The organism is Anaerobacillus alkalidiazotrophicus, assembly GCF_001866055.1.
In genome coordinates, this window is sequence record NZ_MLQS01000030.1 from 602,874 (window position 1) to 621,964 (window position 19,091).

Consider the following 19,091-nt stretch of genomic DNA (forward strand, 5'->3'; position numbering starts at 1 on the left):
AAAGCTGAGAAAATGGGGAGGGATTAGGTTGTATGTTACAGTAAAAGAACTGGCTGATTATTTGCACTTATCACCAGACTACGTTTTTCAGCAAATAAAAGTTGGAAATATTAGGGCAGTGCATGATGGGGAGCAATATCTAGTGAATAAAGAGCATTTTAAGAAAACTCTAGAAAATATTGAAAAACAAATCAGATTATGGAAAGAAGAACAATTACAAGAATTACCTACTGACATTGATGTAAAAGACGAAGATTAATAGAAAAGGAATTGAGGTATGTAAATATGGGGAAGAATTTACTGAAGATATTTACAATATTATTTTTCGTATCGTTGTTAGGAACTGGAAGTTTTACTTATGCAACTGTAGAAAAAACAGTCGTAGAGCATGCAAATAAATTAACTGAATTACGTCAAAAGGAAATTCCAGAACCGATGTCAAGGTTTCTTTTCCAATCAGGATATCACTTTGAATATCCAGATGCTGTCCGTGGTATTTATGTTACTGGCCATTCAGCTGGTGGTGCAAGGTTTGAAACATTAATTGACTTAATTGATAATACAGACCTTAATGCAATGGTTATAGACATTAAGGATGATCATGGTTATTTAACGTATACTCCCGATTCAAATTCACCGTATTTAAACATCAGTCAACGCTATATTAAAGATACAGAGAAACTAATGAAGCGTCTCGAAGAACACGAAATTTACCCTATTGCCCGCATAGTTGTTTTTAAAGACACAGTCTTAGCAGAGAAGCGCCCTGATCTATCATTTGTACAAAATGGAAAGGTGTGGAAAAACGGAAGAGGTGAAGCATTCGTCAATCCATTTCTAAAAGAGGTTTGGGATTATAATGTTGCTATTGCTGAGAAAGCAGCTCAACTTGGATTTAAAGAGATTCAATTTGATTACGTAAGGTTTCCAGAAGGCTTTGAACGAAGAGATGAAATGTTAACGTATGATGTAGGAGAATATAATGATGGTGATCGAGATAATGTCCAAAAGCGGGTTGATGCTGTAACTGATTTTGTCGCTTATGCACGAGAGAAACTGCAGCCATATGGTGTAGATGTTTCGGTTGACATTTTTGGATATTCAGCAACAATTACTGAGGCACCAGGAATTGGTCAAAATTTTTCAAGGATCTCACAAAATGTTGATGTTATTTCATCAATGATTTATCCTAGTCACTGGACTTCGTATTTTGGCATCTCAAAACCTGATTTGCATCCGTATGAACTAGTTACAGAATATGCCAAAGTAGAAAATCATGTTCTTGGGAAGTTGGAAAATCCCCCTGTTTCAAGGCCGTGGATCCAAGACTTTACAGCTTCCTACTTAGGTGCTGGTAACTACCGGGTTTACGGAAAAGAGGAAGTAGAAGCACAAATCCGGGCTCTATATGAAAATGGGATCAATGAGTTTTTGTTATGGAATGCTGGTAATCGCTACACACCAAATGTAAATTATAAAATGGATTAAAAGGTAAACGAAATTAAAGGGTGGTAGTTGGCTATAAAAGCAATTACGATCCTTTTTTATCCCACACTTAAGGGGCAAGTAAGACCCCCACCTCAAAACGTAAGAAAATCGAGAAGTTTAGGTGGGGGATAAACTGCCCCTAAAGGTCCGATATAGAATAACTTTCATCAGTGAAGCTGATGATTAGTTATTCTTATGCCCGTGGTATAAGTTGAACTAACAATCAGTGGGGGATGAAGGAAAACCCCCACTGATTGAAGTTCAGCTTTATATCTCTTGAGTAACATTTAACATATTAAAACAAAATTAGTCATTTTTTACTAAGTACAAATCAATAAACTTAGTTTAACAATTATTAAAAAAAGCATATACTAATAAGTGAAGACATGTTATTAAAAAGTATAAGCTACTTGGAGGTAACCATGAATTGGTATGAAAAGCTGAATCAATATTTCCCTATTGAAGAGATGAAATCAAAAGAGCATATAGAGCTGTTATTAAAAGAAAAGGGAGATATTTATCACAAAGATGAAGGTCCTAATCATGTTATGATGTATGTAGAAATGGATGACTTTATCTTTATTGATTATTTGTTTGTATCAAAAAATGCTAGAGGCCAAGGATTAGGAAAAAAATTATTAGATAATTTAAAAGCAAAACAAAAACCAATAATACTTGAAGTAGAACCTGTTACCTATGAAGACACAGACACAAAGAAGCGTTTTAATTTCTATGAAAGAGAAGGCTTTCATCATGCTAAATCCATTGGTTATCGTCGTAGATCCTTAGCAACGAAAGAAATAACGGATTTGGAGATCCTTTATTGGTCGCCAGAAAATGACGACGAAGAAACCATTTATGAGAAGATGAAAGAAACGTACGAAACTATTCACACGTACAAAGATAAACAATTGTACGGTGAAGCTTATCAAAAAGTTGATGAAGTTCTTTCCTTCGATGAGGAACATTCTTAATTTAATTTGTCTTTGCTCTCTATGATTAATATTAAAATAAGGGAAGGTGCTTATTATGAAAGGGAGAGAGAAGAAACGAAAAAAGAAAAGAGAAATTTGGAAAGATTTATTAAAAAAGAAATTTCCCGGTTGGCAACCGCTTCCAGGGAGAAAACCACTTTCTCAATCTAAGACAACAGCATAAGAAAAAGATGGTGTCCTATGATTTGTATAGGGGCACCTTTTTCTTGAAAAAAATCTAAAGGCGAAAAGTATTTAGATTAGCGGTCTACATGCTACATTACATGAGTAATTCATATTTGAAATTAATGACAGATTTTAGAGTGATAGGTTAACACTATGTACAAGTTGTATAAATTTTGTTTATTTTTTTTGTTAGAAGGGTATTCAAATTAGAATAATTATTGTATAATTTGATTATCAACTAACAGTGTGTTTTTACTTTTAATTGAGAATTAGAAGAAAAGATATAGATAAATAGAAGGGAGAATTGAATAATGGTTACACTATTTACATCCCCAAGTTGTACATCTTGTAGAAAAGCGAAGGCTTGGTTAGAGGAGCATAATATTGAATTTGTTGAGAGGAATATCTTTGCTGAACCTTTAACGATTGATGAGGTAAAAGAAGTAGTTCGCATGACTGAAGACGGTACAGATGAAATTATTTCAACTCGTTCAAAGGTGTTTCAAGAATTAAATGTTGAAGTAGAGTCATTATCATTACAACAACTTTTTAAGATTGTAAGTGAAAATCCAGGTTTATTGCGTCGTCCGATACTAATCGATGAAAAACGATTACAAGTAGGATATAATGAAGCAGAAATAAGAAGGTTTTTACCACGTAAAGTTCGTACATTCTTCTTACAAGAAGCTCAAAGAGCAGTTAACGAGTAGAATATATATAAAAGCAAAATGGCAGACGATTAGTCTGCCATTTTCGTTTAAACCGACGTATTGAACATTGTATTAAATTGTTTCTAATTTTAAATTACTTTTTTATCCATTCAATATTGCTTTTCATTCGTTTTGATAGCCAACCGATACACATGATTAAAATTATGATTAATGTTTGCATAAGGGATGCGAAGGTGGGGTGGCTATTAAACAATGGAGCTAACATTGGCTCATGAGCGATCATCTTTGTAGCGGTAAATGCTAGGATGCCAGCTCCGAAATAAATAATAATTGGAAAACGTTGCATCGCAAATAAAATAATCCGACTACCCCAAATGATAATTGGTACTGATACTAATAAACCAATGATTACTAATGCTTTATTCCCGTGAGCAGCCCCTGCTACAGCTATTACATTGTCAAACCCCATAACAATATCAGCTACAATAATTGTTTTGATAGCAGCGAATACCGTTGATTTGCCTTGGATATCACGATCATCATTTGTATCAATTAATAAATGATAAGAAATATAAAGTAATAAAGCTCCTCCAATTGCCATAAGCATTGGTATTTTTAACAGGTAAACGGCAACTAGAGTAAGTGTTATTCTCGCAATGATTGCAAACATAATTCCTAGTACAATAGCTTTATGTCTAATTTTTTCGGGTAAATTACGGCAGGCAAGAGCAACAACGATAGCGTTGTCTCCACCTAAAACAATATCAATACCAATAATCGTTAATAATGGAATAATAAAATCCATTTGTAGGCTCATGGACACACCTCTAATCTCTTAAATGAATAAAGAACAAGTATAACACTTATAAATTGAGTAAATAAATGTTAAAATAAAAGGACAACTTATTAACTAAACATATCACTTTATACTTGATTTCATTCCTTTTTTTTAAGGAAGCAAAAAAAAAGTTTGAAAATAGCTGTTAAGATTCAGTGTCTACACTTTAGGTTGCTTGGATCATTATGGCGCGAAGACTTTTCTTATTCTAAAGAAATAATGTAATTTTTGCATCGCATATAATTTCCATTCTGAATTGATTTATCATAGAATAGAAGTATAATATATGAAAAGGAATTGCTTCATTTGTACTAATATAAAATGTGTTGAAAATAAGATGAGAATAGAGCCGGAAGGTTGTATAAGTATACTTGTTTTTGGAACATCCTTTTAAAAGGAAAGTAATTGGGATAGGGTTAAGCTGTGCGCTCTCTAGGGGAAAAGCATGTCCCTTCCGTCATTTAAATTTGCAAGAAGGGAGAGTAGAATTATGGAGATAGAAAGACTGAATGAGTCAACAATCAAGTTTTTTATCACGTATAAGGACATAGAAAATCGCGGCTTTGATCGAGAGGAAATTTGGTATAATCGTGAACGAGGCGAGGAACTATTTTTCGAAATGATTAATGAAGCTAATGACCAGGGAAATTTTGAGTTAGAAGGTCCTTTGTGGATCCAAGTTCAAGCTCTTGATAGGGGTTTAGAAATTATCGTTACTAGAGGCCAAATAACTGACGGTAACGTGAGATTAGAAATACCTGTTTCTAATGACCAAACTAACTTACCTGTAGATGAAAATATTGAAGATATGCTTGATGAGAATTTTGTAAACAATAAAGATCTTCAAGAAGATGAGGAGCCAGAATTATTAGATCTTGTTATTGGCTTTGATGATTTTGAAGACATAATTTCATTAAGTCATCATATAGAAGTAAGAGGGTTTAATAATGCTCTTTATCACTTTGAAAATAAATATTATTTGTTTGTTATGTTTACTGATGAATTTCCAGAAGATGAGCAAGACGATATACTAAGTCAAATTTTAGAGTTTGGCTATGAGTCAGAAATTACGATTCACCGTATCCAAGAGTATGGCAAGGAAATCATAGCAGACGAATCATTACAAGAGTTACGTAAAAAGTTTGATAAAAAATAGAACTGACTTTTAAAGAAAGGGTCAGGCACTTCCTCTAAAGAAAATGTGAACACAATGATAATGAAATTTCATTATTTTCACTAAAATTTAGGAAGCGTCCCCTTTTTTTCTTTTTTATTAAAAATAAGGGACTACGTTTTCTAATGAGTGAATTGAGAATACGGCCAGCTCCAATGCTTGCTAGTTTGGCCACGGTATCTTTTTAGAAGACTAAAGTGAGTTTAGGAAAGTATTCTATTGATTCTCGCTCATGACAAATCCGCTTGTGCTTTTTTTGTTACCTTCATAGTAATAAATGTATTTTTAATATTTATAAGGAAGGTAAAGATTATGAAAAAGAAACTTCAAATACTATTGTTTTTATTAATTATTGGGATCGTTCTATACTTAACGAAAGATTACTGGGAAGGTTGGATAGTTGGGGGAGTAAGTATACTTTTTTCACTATCTGCATTCTTTATTGCAATTGTAATCTTTTTAGAAAATCGTCATCCATCAAGAACTGTAACATGGTTAATGGTTCTTGCTGTTTTTCCAGTTTTAGGTTTCTTCTTTTATTTAATGTTTGGTCAAAATCATCGTAAAATGAAGACATTTACGGAAAAAGCGATTTTGGATGAACAAGCTCTACACTTAATTGAAGGAAATAAACCATTAAATGAGAATGAATTAGGTAAAATGGGTGAAGATCAACAGCTCCTATTTCGACTTGCCCATCGGTTAGCCAACAATCCTATATCTTTTTCAACGGAAACAAAAGTTTTAACAGATGGGAAAGAAACGTTTACCCACATATTAAAGGCGATAAACGATGCTACAAATCATATTCATATGGAATATTACATCGTTAGAAGTGATGAGATTGGAAATGAGATAAAAAATATATTAATTAAGAAGGCGAAAGAAGGAGTTAATGTTCGTTTTCTTTATGATGCAGTCGGCTGCTTTCAATTACCCAAAACCTACATTGATCAGTTAAAAGAGGCAGGAGTAAAAATGGTACCATTTGCTCCTGTTAAAATGCCATTACTAAACCATAAAATAAATTACCGAAATCACCGTAAAATTATAGTGGTAGATGCCCAAATTGCTTTTGTTGGGGGCCTGAATATCGGAGATGAATATTTAGGTAAAAACCAATACTTCGGTCATTGGCGCGACACTCATTTATTTGTAAAAGGTGAAGCTGTTCGTTCACTGCAGCTTATTTTTTTGCGTGACTGGTATTATATGACAAAAGAAACCTTGTTGAAGCAGAGTTATCTGTCTCCAGATCTGCCGAATGTAGAACGTTTAGGTGGAGTACAAATGATTGCTAGTGGACCAGATACGCGCTGGGAAGTAATCAAAAAGTTATTTTTCTCTATGATTACTTCTGCAAAAAAATCAATTTGGGTCGCATCACCCTATTTTATTCCAGATGACGATATCCTTTCTGCTTTGAAAATAGCAGCGTTAAGTGGTGTAGACGTGCGTATTCTAGTTCCTAATCGACCTGATAAAAAAATTGTTTTTTATGCATCTCGTTCTTATTTTCCTGAACTACTAGAGGCGGGGGTCAAAGTCTATGAATACAATCGGGGATTTATGCATAGTAAAATTCTAATTGTTGATAGTGAAATTGCTTCGATTGGAACAGCGAATATGGATATGAGGAGTTTTCATTTAAACTTTGAAGTAAACGCCTTTTTATATAAAACTAAAAGTGTCCATACCCTTGTTAGTGATTATATCTACGATATGGAACATTCTACGATCATAAGTTATGAACAGTTCCAAAAACGTTCCATATTTAACCGAATTGTAGAGTCTACATCAAGGTTATTATCACCTATGCTCTAGTTTTTTGAGAAGAAACTAGAGCTATATTTTACATAATCAGAATTAATAAATTTCTAACTTGGAAACTGTCTAGCTTCAGCGCCCTATCGACTAGAAAGCTTCCTTCGTCTCGTCTACGATAAGTCGAGAACGAAAGTCTAACGACTTTCGACTCTCCTATATCTCACTCGACTCAGTCCAGCTTATTACGTCTAGAGCTGCGGCGCTTGCGCTTTTCTTTCTATGCTAGTTTTTAATGGACTTTTTTGAAATAAATCGGTATGAGATATTCATTTTCTGTAATAAAGTCCAAACTTAGGGTAGATTGCTATTTCAATAGTTGATAAACTAGTAGAAACTATACTATGTAAAATGGAGTGATGTTTTTTGCTAGTAGCGTTAACAAAACAGGGATCGCTTTTTTCCTTAGCAAATAAATCTTTTAGTAAACAAGAATTAATTAAATTAAGAGAAAAAACAATCTTCTTATGCCCTGTATGCAAACAAGAAGTCGTTTTAAAATTAGGAGAAAAGCTTGCTTGGCACTTTGCTCATAAGAAAAATGATCGTTGTCATGATGAAATGGAGGGTGAAACAGAATATCATTTAAACGGGAAAAAGCTACTATATGAATGGCTTAAAAATCAAGGTTTTGATGTTCATCTTGAAGCATACATAAAAGAGGCGAAACAACGACCAGATTTATTAGTTCATTTCAAAAAAAAATCCTATGTGATTGAATTTCAATGTGCAAAAATTTCTCCAGAAATTTTTTTAAAAAGAACAAATACTTACCGAAAATATAATTATATACCTATATGGATTTTAGGAGGAAATCAATTAATTAGGATTAAAAATAATTTCTTTAAGCTTAATTCGTTTCATTTTCTTTTTGTGTATCGCTCACTAACAAAGAATAACGCTGTCCAACTGCTAAGTTTTTGTCCTCAAAATAAACAATTTGCTAAATTAACGAATATTTCTCCTCTATCAGTTAATCGATCTTTTTCCTTTCCTACATTTTATCCACTTAGAAATTTTCATTTTTATGATATTTTTCAAGATTATCATCAATTCGTTCCAAAAGAGATATGGCTAAACTCAAAAAGCTATTGGCGACAGCATCGATTAAGATTGACTCATTCAGAACAATACGTAAAAGACTTATATTATCGTAAAGGACATCCCCTAATTTTATTTCCCTCTGAAGCAGGTATACCAACTCCATTCTACTATTTTATTGAATCTCCAACCTATATATGGCAAAGTTGGATATTAGAAACTTTTGTTACCAACAGAAAAGTCGGTGAAAAAATACATTATACATTAATATTGCGTGCATTTAACACAGCATTACAGAAAGGTGTATTTCGAATTCGAGTGATGCCTTTGATTGAAAATGGAAGTTACAATTGTGCTCTTCAATGCTATTTACACTTTTTATGTAAATTGAATGTTTTGATAACGAAAGACGGACAAATATTTATTAAAAAGAGAGATATAGCATACCCTAAAAATTTAGAACAAGCATTAAAAAAAGACGAAGAACTTGGAGTAATTTGAATTAGCGATAAAATCGTATTTTAAGTATAAAATCTACATGTTCAGTGGATTTAAAAGTCGTTTTGAACAAGGATACAGAAATGAACGTTGGTGTCAACAGGAGAGATGAAGAGTAAAAAGGTAATGATTATATTCGTGCCCGATGAGAGAAGAAATGAGTGATAGCAGTCACGTGAGAAAGCGAAACGTGCCCGGAGTTATACTGAATATAAGAAGTCGGTAACACGCACCAATCGCTCCCCATTTGTTATCTATTAATGAAGCGGCAACCTACGTTCGATTCATAACTTGTTTTACCGAATTGTATTAATAATAGTAAAGAATAGTCCAAATAATTACTTCGGTAATGGTAATATTTTTCTGAGAAAAAAGGATTAATTCTATAAAGTAACGAAGAATATATATATTAAATCAGTATGTTTTTTGTACTATATGGAGGTGCGACTATATGTCAGATCAAACAAAAACGAAACAGCTTCCAAAGCGTGAGGAGATCCCGGTAGAAAGAACTTGGGATGTGGAAGCGATCTTTTCAACTGATGAAGCTTGGGAAAAAGAATTTAATGAATTAAAGTCTGAAATGCCTAAAATACAAGAATTTAAAGGGAAATTAGAAATAAGTAGTGATCAGTTATATCAATGTTTAAAATATCAAAATGAGTTAAGCATGCGCTTAGGGAAGTTGTATGTTTATGCTCATTTAAAAAGTGACTCAGATACAACAAATTCGTTTTATCAAGGTTTAAACGACAGGGCTTCAAATCTAGCCACACAATTTAGTAATTATTCATCGTTCATTATTCCAGAATTATTAAGTATACCAGAAGAAAAAATTGCTCAATTCGTCGCTGAGAATGATGACTTGAAAATCTACAAGCACGCATTAGATGAAACGAATCGTCAGAGACCACATGTGTTATCTGAAAGTGAGGAAGCAATATTAGCTCAGGTAAGTGAAGTGACAGCAAGTTCTTCTAATACATTTGGAATGTTAAACAATGCTGATCTAAAGTTCCCTACAATTAAAGACGAAAACGGAGAAGAGATAGAAGTTACTCATGGACGTTTTATACGCTTCATGGAAAGCAGTGATCGTCGAGTAAGAGAAGATGCGTTTAAAGCGATTTACGAAACGTATGAGAAATATAAAAATACGTTAGCTAGTACATTAAGTGGAAATGTAAAGAAAAATTTATTTAATGCTAATGTGAGAAATTATCAATCGGCACGTCAAGCAGCCCTAGATAATAATAATATACCTGAAGTTGTTTATGACCAATTAGTTGATACAGTTAATGATCATTTACACTTATTACATCGTTACGTTGCCCTACGAAAAAAGGCTTTAGATCTAGATGAAATCCATATGTATGATTTGTACACGCCAATTATTAAGGACGTAAAAATGGAAGTGACTTATGAAGAAGCCAAGGACCTTGTAATAAAAGGTGTTGAGCCACTTGGAGAAGAATACGTTAATATCATTAAAGAAGGCTTTGAAAAACGTTGGGTTGATATAGAAGAAAATGTTGGGAAAAGAAGTGGAGCTTATTCTTCTGGAACATATGGAACAATGCCTTACATTTTAATGAATTGGCAAAATAACATAAATAATCTATTTACGTTAACACATGAATTCGGTCATTCTGTTCATAGTTATTACTCAAGAAAAACTCAGCCATATCATTATTCTGGATATTCAATTTTTGTAGCAGAAGTTGCTTCAACTTGCAATGAAGCGTTACTTAATGATTATTTATTAAAAGTAACAGAAGATAAGAAAAAGAAACTATACTTATTAAATCATTTCCTTGAGGGATTTAGAGGGACGGTATTCCGCCAAACGATGTTTGCAGAGTTTGAGAAATTAATTCATGAGAAGGCTGGAAATGGAGAACCGCTAACTCCTGAATTACTTTCGAAGACATATTATGAATTAAATAAAAAATATTTTGGTGACAACATTATTCTTGATGATGAGATTGCAATGGAATGGGCAAGGATTCCCCATTTTTATTACAATTTCTACGTTTATCAATATGCAACTGGATATAGTGCTGCGACAGCACTATCAAAACAAATTCTAGAGGAAGGAAACTCAGCTGTCACTCGTTATATAGATTTCTTAAAGGCTGGTAGCTCAGATTATCCAATTGAAATATTAAAGCGTGCTGGTGTAGATATGACTAGTTCAAATCCTATTAAGGAAGCCTTAACAGTGTTTGAAAAAACGCTAAATGAAATGGAACAATTATTGTTTGATAAGTAACCTTGGGCTTCTATTAATTTGGTATGATAATTAAGTTTTGATTATAGAAAAAAGACTGTTAGTTAAGAGCTTGATCGTCATTTGCACGAAACCAAAAGCTTATACCGACAGTCTTTTTTCAACTAATTTTTCAATCTTCTCATGAAAATCCACGAAAACGTCTTCGTTCATTATAACAGTGTACTGTGAATAATATTGAAAGTAATAATAGTGGTGCAGCTATCCAAATTGGTATAAAATACAATAAACTTAAAATGAAAATTCCAAAAGTTATGAAGGTGAATAGAAGACCAATAAAAAACATGACCTGATACACTAATGTCTCACCATCCCTAAATATTGTTTATCTCAATCGTAAAGGGCAGTAACCCCCTATTACTAAAGTAAAACTTACTAAATTCCTATGATAGGGAGGGACGAGTTATTCATAAAAGTTAATCGTGAATATTTTGTGAAATACTTCACGAAATGGTTGAATTTCTTACAAAAAAGAGGTAAATTATAATTGTGAACAAGATCACATAACTCCCCCTAAGTTTATGTGAATGAAATCACAAACCCCTTTTAAAAGTTTTAATCCCTTTTATTACTGTGTACGGAAAACCTTGACAATTAATGAATGCAATGAAGGCTAGGTCTCCCCAACCTAGCCTTTTTGCGTGTATTCGTATAAGGTTTTTTTGTCTTAGTATCACCTTGTCATTACAACTCACCAACATAACGCCAGAACGTTCCATACTTAACAGGGACACGCTCTACGATTTGACGCAATACAAGTTTCTTCATTTCCTTTTCAACTTCTTCAATTGTTAAATCATAAACGACTGCTATTTCCTTTGAGGCAACAAAATTATGGTACTTTAAAAAATCTTCAAGAAAAACAGATGGAGAAGGAATGAGTTCTTCATGATACATCTCTTCAAGGACTTTCACATAAACGTCAAAATTATATAACCCTTTTACCATGAGACCTTCATCTTCCACGTTATTATTGAACACTACAAGTGTTGGAAAACACTCTACACCCATTTCTTTTGTTGTTTTTAAATCGCATTGAAGTGCTTTAATTGCTCCTCTTGAATGAAGGTCCTTTTTAAATTCAACTAGATCTAAGCCTTCGATACTTTCAGCGCACTCTAATAGGACTTCTTCTTTAGCGATATTTTGTTTGGCTAAAAACATAAGTTCACGTAGTTTCCGTAAGTATTTCATACCAATCTGCTTACCTTGAAGTTCTGATGCTTTAATAGCTATAGAAGCTGCAAAGGGGGTCGAAATTGGGTTTTCTAGCCAAATGTCACCATCACAAGACATTCCTGTTCTACTTGCTGTTTTTTCCCATGCATTTGCTTTTTCTTTATTGGACGTTTTGTTTTGACAGCACTGTAACTTTGCACCAATTACATAGCGTATTTTAAAATAATGATAATAGTAAGTTTGTAACTTTTTAAGAATTGGCTCAAGTGCCCAACATTCTGGACAGAGGGGGTCTATAAAAGTATAAATTTCTAATGGTTTGTTTTTAGGTTTAATAGGTTGTAAATGCACTTCATCAGATCCGCATAACCCAAATTCGTCATTGCAATTGGAGTCAGAGTCATTGAAAGACAATGTAGATCCCTCCTTTTCGTTCATTCTTTAAGTGCTAGTATTAATCATGTGATGTGCAGTTTGTGTTAAGCGCTCAAAGACATAGTCCCGAACTGGACCTTCAAGACCTATATCAGTCATTGCTTCATTCATACATTGAAGCCAAGCGTGGGCCCGTTGTGGCGTGATCGGAAAAGGCATGTGTCTCGCTCTAAGCATAGGATGTCCATGTTCATCACTATATAAAGTAGGTCCCCCGAGAAACTGTGTTAAAAACTGCTTTTGTACTCTAGCTGTTTCGGTTAAATCATCAGGGAAGATAGGTGTTAGGAGTGGGTGCTTCTGTACTTTGCTGTAAAAGCTTTCGACAAGTTGATCTATTACATCTTTACCACCTATTGCTTCAAATGGGTTGTTAGACTGTGCACTCATAAGTTGTCTCCTTTAAGTAGTGTGTAGCCTTATTTTAGCAAGGGGGGGACTTCATCGCAAATAATTAGCTTTTACCTTTAAGTAAATACCGTTGGTAAGGAGAATAATATCAAACAAAAAAACTCTCTTTGTTAAAAAGAGAGTTGGATTTTCATCAGATACTCAAGTAAGTACTGAGCACTTTTGGTACATAGCGTCTTGTTTCATTAAAAGGTGGTATTCCACCATGTTTATCGACATTACCTGGACCAGCATTATAAGCGGCTAGAGCAAGTGACACATCGCCATTATAGCGATCTAACATTTGTCTTAAATATTTTGTTCCACCTTCAATATTTTCTTTAGGATCGAAAACATTATTAACATTTAAACCACGAGCTGTTGCAGGCATTAGTTGCATTAAACCGAGAGCTCCTGCGTGACTTCTTGCATTAGGATCAAAGTTTGATTCATGTTTTATAACAGAATAAATTAACTTAGGGTCTACATTAAATTTTTTCGCTGCTTCTTCAATATAATGGTTGTATTTTCCCTCACCTGTAGTAGTGAGAGTTTGTAGTGGTTCTTTTGTAGCCATTGGTAGTAGGCTTACTTTGTTTGTTCCATGTAAGTTTGATAAAGAAAGTGAAGGATCTAGCTTCTTTGAAACGTTAAGGTTTTGAAGCGTTTGTTTGATATGGTTATCTAATTTTTCTTCTAGAAAGGTTGAAAACAAGGATTCAAAAGATGTTGAAGTAAGCTGGTTACTTTTCTGCATATTTCGAATTGCTTGTAGCTCAAACATATGTTGAAAATTAGTCGAGACTTTCAAAGATTCCACCACCTAAAGTTATTTGCATTCAGCTTTTCTTAAAAAGAATCGTTTGATTTTGTTTTCTGTTTTTTTGATAGGAATTTGGAGATTGGTAAAGAGTCCCGAGAAAATTTCTTTTCCTTTTTCTTCGTCGGTTACTTCATACTCAATTTCGAAATCTTCTACCCCTAAATAAATGCTATGATCAAACACCAGTGTTCCGCCAAGGTAGGAAATTTCAGCTCGATTAGTTATTAAAGATCCTAAATACCTACATTTGCTTAAGTCAATTTGAAAAGATGTATAAAGTTGAGTAGCGACAGCCCCTTTAGGTAATGCTTCTCCATTAAAGGAACGATTGGCATCTTCATCTGTTATGTCTTGGTGAGTTTCTAATAGTCCGACTTTGTGTGGCTGCTTTAATGTTAATGTGTACTTATTTTGTTTTTCTCTAATACGAAGAGCACTTCCGTGAGCTTTTATCTTAAAATCATTGGTATCAAAATAGTAATTTTTTTGTTTTTTTAAGTCTGATTCTTTTACAGAAAAATGAGAAAGTAGTTTAAAAAAATCTTCTTTTGTGACAATATTTTTAAATTCAATTTCGATTTCTTGTTTCATTATTTAAAACCTCTTTGCTATGCTAATAAGTCGAAGTGATTATTAGCTTTTTTTTAGTTGAAAGCTGACTACCTTTAGCGTGTACAATCTTGGTCCTCACTACATCACTTTTCGGTTACTACGAAGCGGCTTTGCTCTTGAGCAAACGGAGTGTCACAGGAGCAGCTGCTCGTGACCAAGGCGCTTGCGCTTTTCTTACATAATCAGAATTTATAAATTTCTAACTTGGAAACTGTCTAGCTTCAGCGCCTACGAGCTCGGTCACTTCAGTCCTTTTCAGAAGCCAAAGAGCGGCTTCAGTCAAAGGCCTTCCAGTGCCTATCGCTCGTGACCAAGGCGCTTGCGCTTTTCTTAATCATACTACGATTTGTCGAATATTGATAGTTTTCTAATTATCGAAAAAATGTATTTTATGATACACTAAGGGCGTAAATAGTTAATTGGAGGATTTAGGAATGGCGAAAAAAATTGAAGTTACAAAAATACAACTTGATGATCGTGAAGGAAAGGTATATGTTGATCAATCCGATTTTTTAGTAGATAAAAAAATTCAACCTGAAGGTCGGATGTTAACTGATTCAGAACATTTGTCATTTATCTATATTTTAGATGTAGAGGATGACTTTATTTATGTGAGCTTTGCCGAAAAGTTTTGGAATGAACTAAATACCGCTACCAAAAAAGAGTTACCTTTATTTTTACAAATTAATGAAACAAACCGTATACCATTTATTCAATTCCAAGAAGAATTTACATATTTACTTTCTAACATTCAAGAAAACAGCAATTATGGTGAAAGAATGGTACAAGCTGTTAATCAGACGTTCTTTAGTTAATAATCTTAATAAGGTGAGGAAAAACTGGACAAAGTTTCACATACATAGATATATAAGAGGTGATATGATAAATGAATTGGGATGTTTTTTTTGCTCCTTATCAACAAGCTGTCGAAGAATTAAAGATTAAGTTAAGGGGAATTCGTAAGGAGTACAACATGTATTCTACAAAACATACTCCAATTGAATTTGTTACGGGGAGAATTAAACCGGTTTCAAGTATTATTGACAAATCTAAAAGGAAAAATATCCCTTTAGATGAGTTAGAAACACGAATGCAGGACTTAGCCGGGGTAAGAGTAATGTGTCAATTTGTTGAAGATATCGATAGTGTCGTAGAATTAATTCGTGCAAGAAAAGATTTTGAAATCATTGAAGAAAGAGATTATATTACTGAGAAAAAGCGAAGTGGATATCGAGCATATCATCTAGTTATTAGATATCCAGTGCATACGATAGAAGGGGAAAAAAAGATCCTCGTGGAAATACAAATAAAGACTTTGGCTATGAATTTTTGGGCGACGATTGAGCATTCATTATTATATAAGTATAGTGGCGAAATTCCAGAAAATATTATTGAGCGTTTACAAAGTGCGGCTGAAGCGGCGTTTAAATTAGATGAAGAAATGTCTCAAATTCGTGGCGAAGTACTTGAGGCACAAGTTAGCTTTAGAAGAAAAGAAGAAGAGCAAAGAAACCATTAAATTTTTATAGAACGGAAAAAAGAAAATTTATAGCTATGAAGTACTTTGTTCCTATTAAAGCTTTCAAAATTTGCATTTACATATGAACGAATAGGAGTTGTTCTAGTGAAATGAAATTTGCAGTTACTTCCCGAGGGGATGAAAAGTCCGACGGTTTGATGCAAAAAATAAAAAATTATCTACTTGAATTTAATCTCGTTTACGATATTGACAACCCTGACATGGTGATTACTGTTGGCGGAGATGGAACGTTACTCTACGCTTTTCATCATTACGCTCATCGCCTGAGTGATACTGCATTTGTGGGAGTTCATACTGGACATCTTGGGTTTTATGCCGATTGGAAGCCTGAAGAGGTTGAGCGATTGGTGATCCATATTGCAAAGACTCCTTTTAAAATTGTGGAATATCCTTTAGTTGAAGTCATTGTAAGACATAATGATACAACAAAATCTGAACGTTACTTGGCACTAAATGAATGTTCTGTAAAAAGCGTGGTCGGAGCTTTAGTTATGGATGTTGAAATCAAAGGTGAAATGTTTGAAACATTTCGTGGGGATGGACTTTGTATTTCAACACCATCAGGAAGCACAGCATATAATAAGGCTTTAGGAGGAGCAATATTACACCCTTCGATATCTTCAATTCAAATGGCTGAAATGGCATCGATTAACAATCGTATCTATCGAACGGTGGGTTCACCTCTAGTTTTACCACAGCATCACACATGTTTATTAAAACCACAAAGTGAAGGAGATTATCACATCACAATTGATCATCTTTCAATCATTGAAAAAGATGTAAAATCTATTCAGTGTCGAGTAGCTGAAGAAAAAATAAAATTTGCGCGCTTTCGACCGTTTCCATTTTGGAATAGAGTGAGAGACTCATTTATTAAGTAAAGGTTAGAAGGTAGTTTAAATGCATGGAATCATTTTGCGATGGAAAGTAGAAAATAAAGATCATCATTGTCTTTTAAGGGATTATTTAAGAAATGTAAAAGAAATTTCTAGACAAGCGTTAACAGCGGTTAAACAGCATGGTGAGTTACGTGTTAATGATGAAGAGGTTACTGTAAGAGCTTTATTGCATGAAGGTGATGAGGTTACCGTCGTTTTCCCCCCTGAAGAACGTAGCGACGGTATGGAAGGAAGGCAAATTCCTTTATCGATTGTTTATGAAGATGAGCACATATTAGTTATTAACAAACAACCCAATCTACCAACAATACCGTCTATTTATCATCCTAATCGATCATTAGCGAATGGAGTTCTATATTATTATGACGTCAACAACATTCCAAGTACTTTTCATGCTGTAAATCGGCTTGACCGGGACACGTCTGGGTTACTTATCATAGCGAAGCATCGATATGCCCATGATTTATTTTCTCGACAACAAAAACTAGGAAAAGTAAAACGTACGTATTTGGCCGTTGTTCATAACATAATGGAAAGAATAGACGGCACAATTAACGCTCCAATAGGTCGCAAAGAGGACAGTATTATTGAACGTGAGGTTAGAAAAGATGGTCAAGAGGCCGTTACTAATTTTAAAGTCATTAGGTACCTTAAGAAGGAAACGGTCGTACGTTTAATTCTTGAGACAGGAAGGACTCATCAAATTCGTGTTCATATGGCATCTATTGGCCATCCTCTCCTTGGGGACGATCTATATGGAGGTTCAATAGAAAAAATAAGTCGGCAAGCATTACATAGTTGGAAACTACAGTTTTTTCATCCGTTTTTACAACGCGAATTAAATTTTAGCGTAGAACCACCTGAGGATATGAATAAACTTATAAATGAATTGTAGCCGTTAGAAAAACATGAAGCGCATTCCTTATTCAAAAGGCGCTTCATGTTTTTTGACATTTGGAATAAGAAATTGGATCATTTCCATTCCGTTTTCATCGCTTATCACCACTTCAACCATATTAATAAGTTCATCATCATCTAGTTGCGCATCGTATAAAAATGATTCAGAAATAAAGTACTCCTCATTACCATCAATATAAAAAGGCTGTTTCTGTGCATTTCCCAATGTAAAGTCAATAACTTCTGCTCCAATTGCCTCTTGTAATGTTTCATCATGAATAATAAATTTTGCATAGAGAGGGCCCACTTTATTACGGTTCTCATTTTTCATTACAGCATATAAAGATACAGTGGAAAGTTCATCATCAATGATGATCCTACTCTCATCTGTGTTTGGAGTTATGTTTGGTTCATTACCACATGCAGTTAATAAAGAAATGGACAGTATTAATATTACTATTTTTAATGAATTACTCATTAATTTCTCCTTTCTAGATTAGTTAATCATCAAACGTGCGAAACTTTTCTGGTACAAATGGTTGTTTAGAAGCAACAGAAACCGTTTCTTTTTCGGGGTAACGGAATGCTGTTAATGTCCCACCGAAAACGCAGCCTGTATCGATATTAATCGTTTCATTAATAAGACGAGGCTTTTTGACAGGGGTGTGCCCGTAGACAATGAAAGATTGATTGTTTGAATGCTTCTTTGCCCAATCCCTCCGAACGGGAGTACCGTCTGGATTTTTTTCCCCAGTAATATCACCATATAACACAAACGTTTTAACTTTTTTGTCAGTTCTACCAATGTAGTCAGAGCGAATTCCAGCGTGTGCAATGACAAGCTTTTGTTGATCTAAAAGTAGATAAAGAGGAGCATTTTCATATAATTCCATGAATGATGAGCGGATCGATGCATATTGATCTTTATTAAGTGCTTTTATTTCAGCTACAGTTGTTTCTAAACCGTGGGTTTCTTGAACTTTACGCCCTAGAAAATATCGGTATAATTTATCGCAATGATTACCAGGAGTATAATACGCTCGATCTTTTTTTACTAATTTTGAGACAATTTCGATTACCTTTAAGGAGTGAGGACCTCGGTCGGTTAAGTCTCCAACAAAAGCTAATTTTCTGTTTTCTGGATGAACTGGGTAGCTTTCATGCCAACTATATCCTAGTTTTTTTGTTAATTGTTCAAACTCATCATAACAGCCATGAATATCACCAATAACGTCAAACATGTAATCCCATCTTTCTAAAAAATAGTATGTAGTTCTCTATAGTTATAGCATATCAGTCTTATAAATAACCTATACTTTACGGAATAATAAG

Annotated in this window: 20 protein-coding genes; 13 read left to right on the forward strand and 7 right to left on the reverse strand. The window is 33.9% G+C overall.

Annotated features, from left to right (window positions below; genetic code table 11):
- Positions 1-28: 28 nt before the first annotated feature.
- The 5 genes from BKP45_RS18780 to spxA all read left to right on the forward strand — a co-directional run bounded on the left by BKP45_RS18780 (position 29) and on the right by spxA (position 3,358).
- A complete protein-coding gene (locus BKP45_RS18780) occupies positions 29-259 on the forward strand; it encodes an excisionase family DNA-binding protein (protein ID WP_071390098.1) in 231 nt (76 codons plus the stop codon).
- A gap of 26 nt (positions 260-285) precedes the next feature.
- Complete coding sequence (locus tag BKP45_RS18785) at positions 286-1,488, forward strand: putative glycoside hydrolase (RefSeq protein ID WP_071390099.1); 1,203 nt, start codon at positions 286-288, stop codon at positions 1,486-1,488.
- 422 nt (positions 1,489-1,910) lie between these two features.
- Complete coding sequence (locus BKP45_RS18790) at positions 1,911-2,462, forward strand: GNAT family N-acetyltransferase (protein ID WP_071390100.1); 552 nt, start codon at positions 1,911-1,913, stop codon at positions 2,460-2,462.
- A 55-nt stretch (positions 2,463-2,517) separates the two neighbouring features.
- A complete protein-coding gene (locus BKP45_RS23405) occupies positions 2,518-2,646 on the forward strand; it encodes a hypothetical protein (RefSeq protein WP_281243166.1) in 129 nt (42 codons plus the stop codon).
- Between the two features lie 313 nt (positions 2,647-2,959).
- On the forward strand, positions 2,960-3,358 hold the full coding sequence (gene spxA, locus BKP45_RS18795; protein ID WP_071390101.1) for a transcriptional regulator SpxA: 399 nt from the start codon (positions 2,960-2,962) through the stop codon (positions 3,356-3,358).
- Between the two features lie 94 nt (positions 3,359-3,452).
- Here the strand turns inward: spxA and BKP45_RS18800 are convergent, their stop codons facing one another.
- Positions 3,453-4,136: a TerC family protein gene (locus tag BKP45_RS18800; protein WP_071390102.1), complete on the reverse strand. Its 684-nt coding sequence runs from the start codon at positions 4,134-4,136 to the stop codon at positions 3,453-3,455.
- A 511-nt stretch (positions 4,137-4,647) separates the two neighbouring features.
- Between BKP45_RS18800 and mecA the strand changes: the two genes are divergently transcribed.
- The 4 genes from mecA to pepF all read left to right on the forward strand — a co-directional run bounded on the left by mecA (position 4,648) and on the right by pepF (position 10,966).
- A complete protein-coding gene (mecA, locus tag BKP45_RS18805; RefSeq protein WP_071390103.1) occupies positions 4,648-5,313 on the forward strand; it encodes an adaptor protein MecA in 666 nt (221 codons plus the stop codon).
- Between the two features lie 330 nt (positions 5,314-5,643).
- Entirely contained in the window at positions 5,644-7,155 is a 1,512-nt protein-coding gene (gene cls, locus BKP45_RS18810; RefSeq protein WP_071390104.1) for a cardiolipin synthase, read from the forward strand.
- Between the two features lie 366 nt (positions 7,156-7,521).
- The gene (locus BKP45_RS18815; RefSeq protein ID WP_071390105.1) at positions 7,522-8,697 is read left to right on the forward strand and encodes a competence protein CoiA; all 1,176 of its coding nucleotides are present in this window, start codon (positions 7,522-7,524) and stop codon (positions 8,695-8,697) included.
- Between the two features lie 448 nt (positions 8,698-9,145).
- Positions 9,146-10,966 carry an oligoendopeptidase F gene (pepF, locus tag BKP45_RS18820; protein WP_071390106.1) on the forward strand — a complete coding sequence of 607 codons (1,821 nt, stop codon included), beginning with the start codon at positions 9,146-9,148 and terminating at the stop codon, positions 10,964-10,966.
- Positions 10,967-11,668: 702 nt separating this feature from the next.
- Here pepF and BKP45_RS18825 read toward each other — a convergent pair.
- The 4 genes from BKP45_RS18825 to BKP45_RS18840 all read right to left on the reverse strand — a co-directional run bounded on the left by BKP45_RS18825 (position 11,669) and on the right by BKP45_RS18840 (position 14,402).
- Positions 11,669-12,577: a ClpXP adapter SpxH family protein gene (locus tag BKP45_RS18825; RefSeq protein WP_071390107.1), complete on the reverse strand. Its 909-nt coding sequence runs from the start codon at positions 12,575-12,577 to the stop codon at positions 11,669-11,671.
- A 27-nt stretch (positions 12,578-12,604) separates the two neighbouring features.
- Entirely contained in the window at positions 12,605-12,988 is a 384-nt protein-coding gene (locus tag BKP45_RS18830) for a globin domain-containing protein (protein ID WP_071390108.1), read from the reverse strand.
- Positions 12,989-13,142: 154 nt separating this feature from the next.
- Positions 13,143-13,799 carry a lytic transglycosylase domain-containing protein gene (locus BKP45_RS18835; protein WP_245747462.1) on the reverse strand — a complete coding sequence of 219 codons (657 nt, stop codon included), beginning with the start codon at positions 13,797-13,799 and terminating at the stop codon, positions 13,143-13,145.
- 18 nt (positions 13,800-13,817) lie between these two features.
- Entirely contained in the window at positions 13,818-14,402 is a 585-nt protein-coding gene (locus BKP45_RS18840; protein ID WP_071390109.1) for a CYTH domain-containing protein, read from the reverse strand.
- Positions 14,403-14,857: 455 nt separating this feature from the next.
- On the opposite strand from BKP45_RS18840, the gene BKP45_RS18845 reads away from it, so the two are divergent.
- The 4 genes from BKP45_RS18845 (at position 14,858) to BKP45_RS18860 (ending at position 17,757) form a co-directional block, all read left to right on the forward strand.
- On the forward strand, positions 14,858-15,238 hold the full coding sequence (locus BKP45_RS18845) for a UPF0738 family protein (protein ID WP_071390110.1): 381 nt from the start codon (positions 14,858-14,860) through the stop codon (positions 15,236-15,238).
- A 71-nt stretch (positions 15,239-15,309) separates the two neighbouring features.
- Entirely contained in the window at positions 15,310-15,942 is a 633-nt protein-coding gene (locus BKP45_RS18850; protein ID WP_071390111.1) for a GTP pyrophosphokinase, read from the forward strand.
- Positions 15,943-16,052: 110 nt separating this feature from the next.
- On the forward strand, positions 16,053-16,844 hold the full coding sequence (locus tag BKP45_RS18855) for an NAD kinase (protein WP_071311000.1): 792 nt from the start codon (positions 16,053-16,055) through the stop codon (positions 16,842-16,844).
- A gap of 19 nt (positions 16,845-16,863) precedes the next feature.
- The gene (locus BKP45_RS18860) at positions 16,864-17,757 is read left to right on the forward strand and encodes an RluA family pseudouridine synthase (protein WP_071390112.1); all 894 of its coding nucleotides are present in this window, start codon (positions 16,864-16,866) and stop codon (positions 17,755-17,757) included.
- A 27-nt stretch (positions 17,758-17,784) separates the two neighbouring features.
- Here BKP45_RS18860 and BKP45_RS18865 read toward each other — a convergent pair whose 3' ends face one another.
- Together BKP45_RS18865 and prpE are read right to left on the reverse strand one after the other, a co-directional pair.
- On the reverse strand, positions 17,785-18,237 hold the full coding sequence (locus BKP45_RS18865) for a hypothetical protein (protein ID WP_071390113.1): 453 nt from the start codon (positions 18,235-18,237) through the stop codon (positions 17,785-17,787).
- A gap of 22 nt (positions 18,238-18,259) precedes the next feature.
- Positions 18,260-19,000, reverse strand: coding sequence for a bis(5'-nucleosyl)-tetraphosphatase PrpE (gene prpE, locus BKP45_RS18870; RefSeq protein ID WP_071390114.1), 741 nt, complete (start codon positions 18,998-19,000; stop codon positions 18,260-18,262).
- Positions 19,001-19,091: the final 91 nt, after the last annotated feature.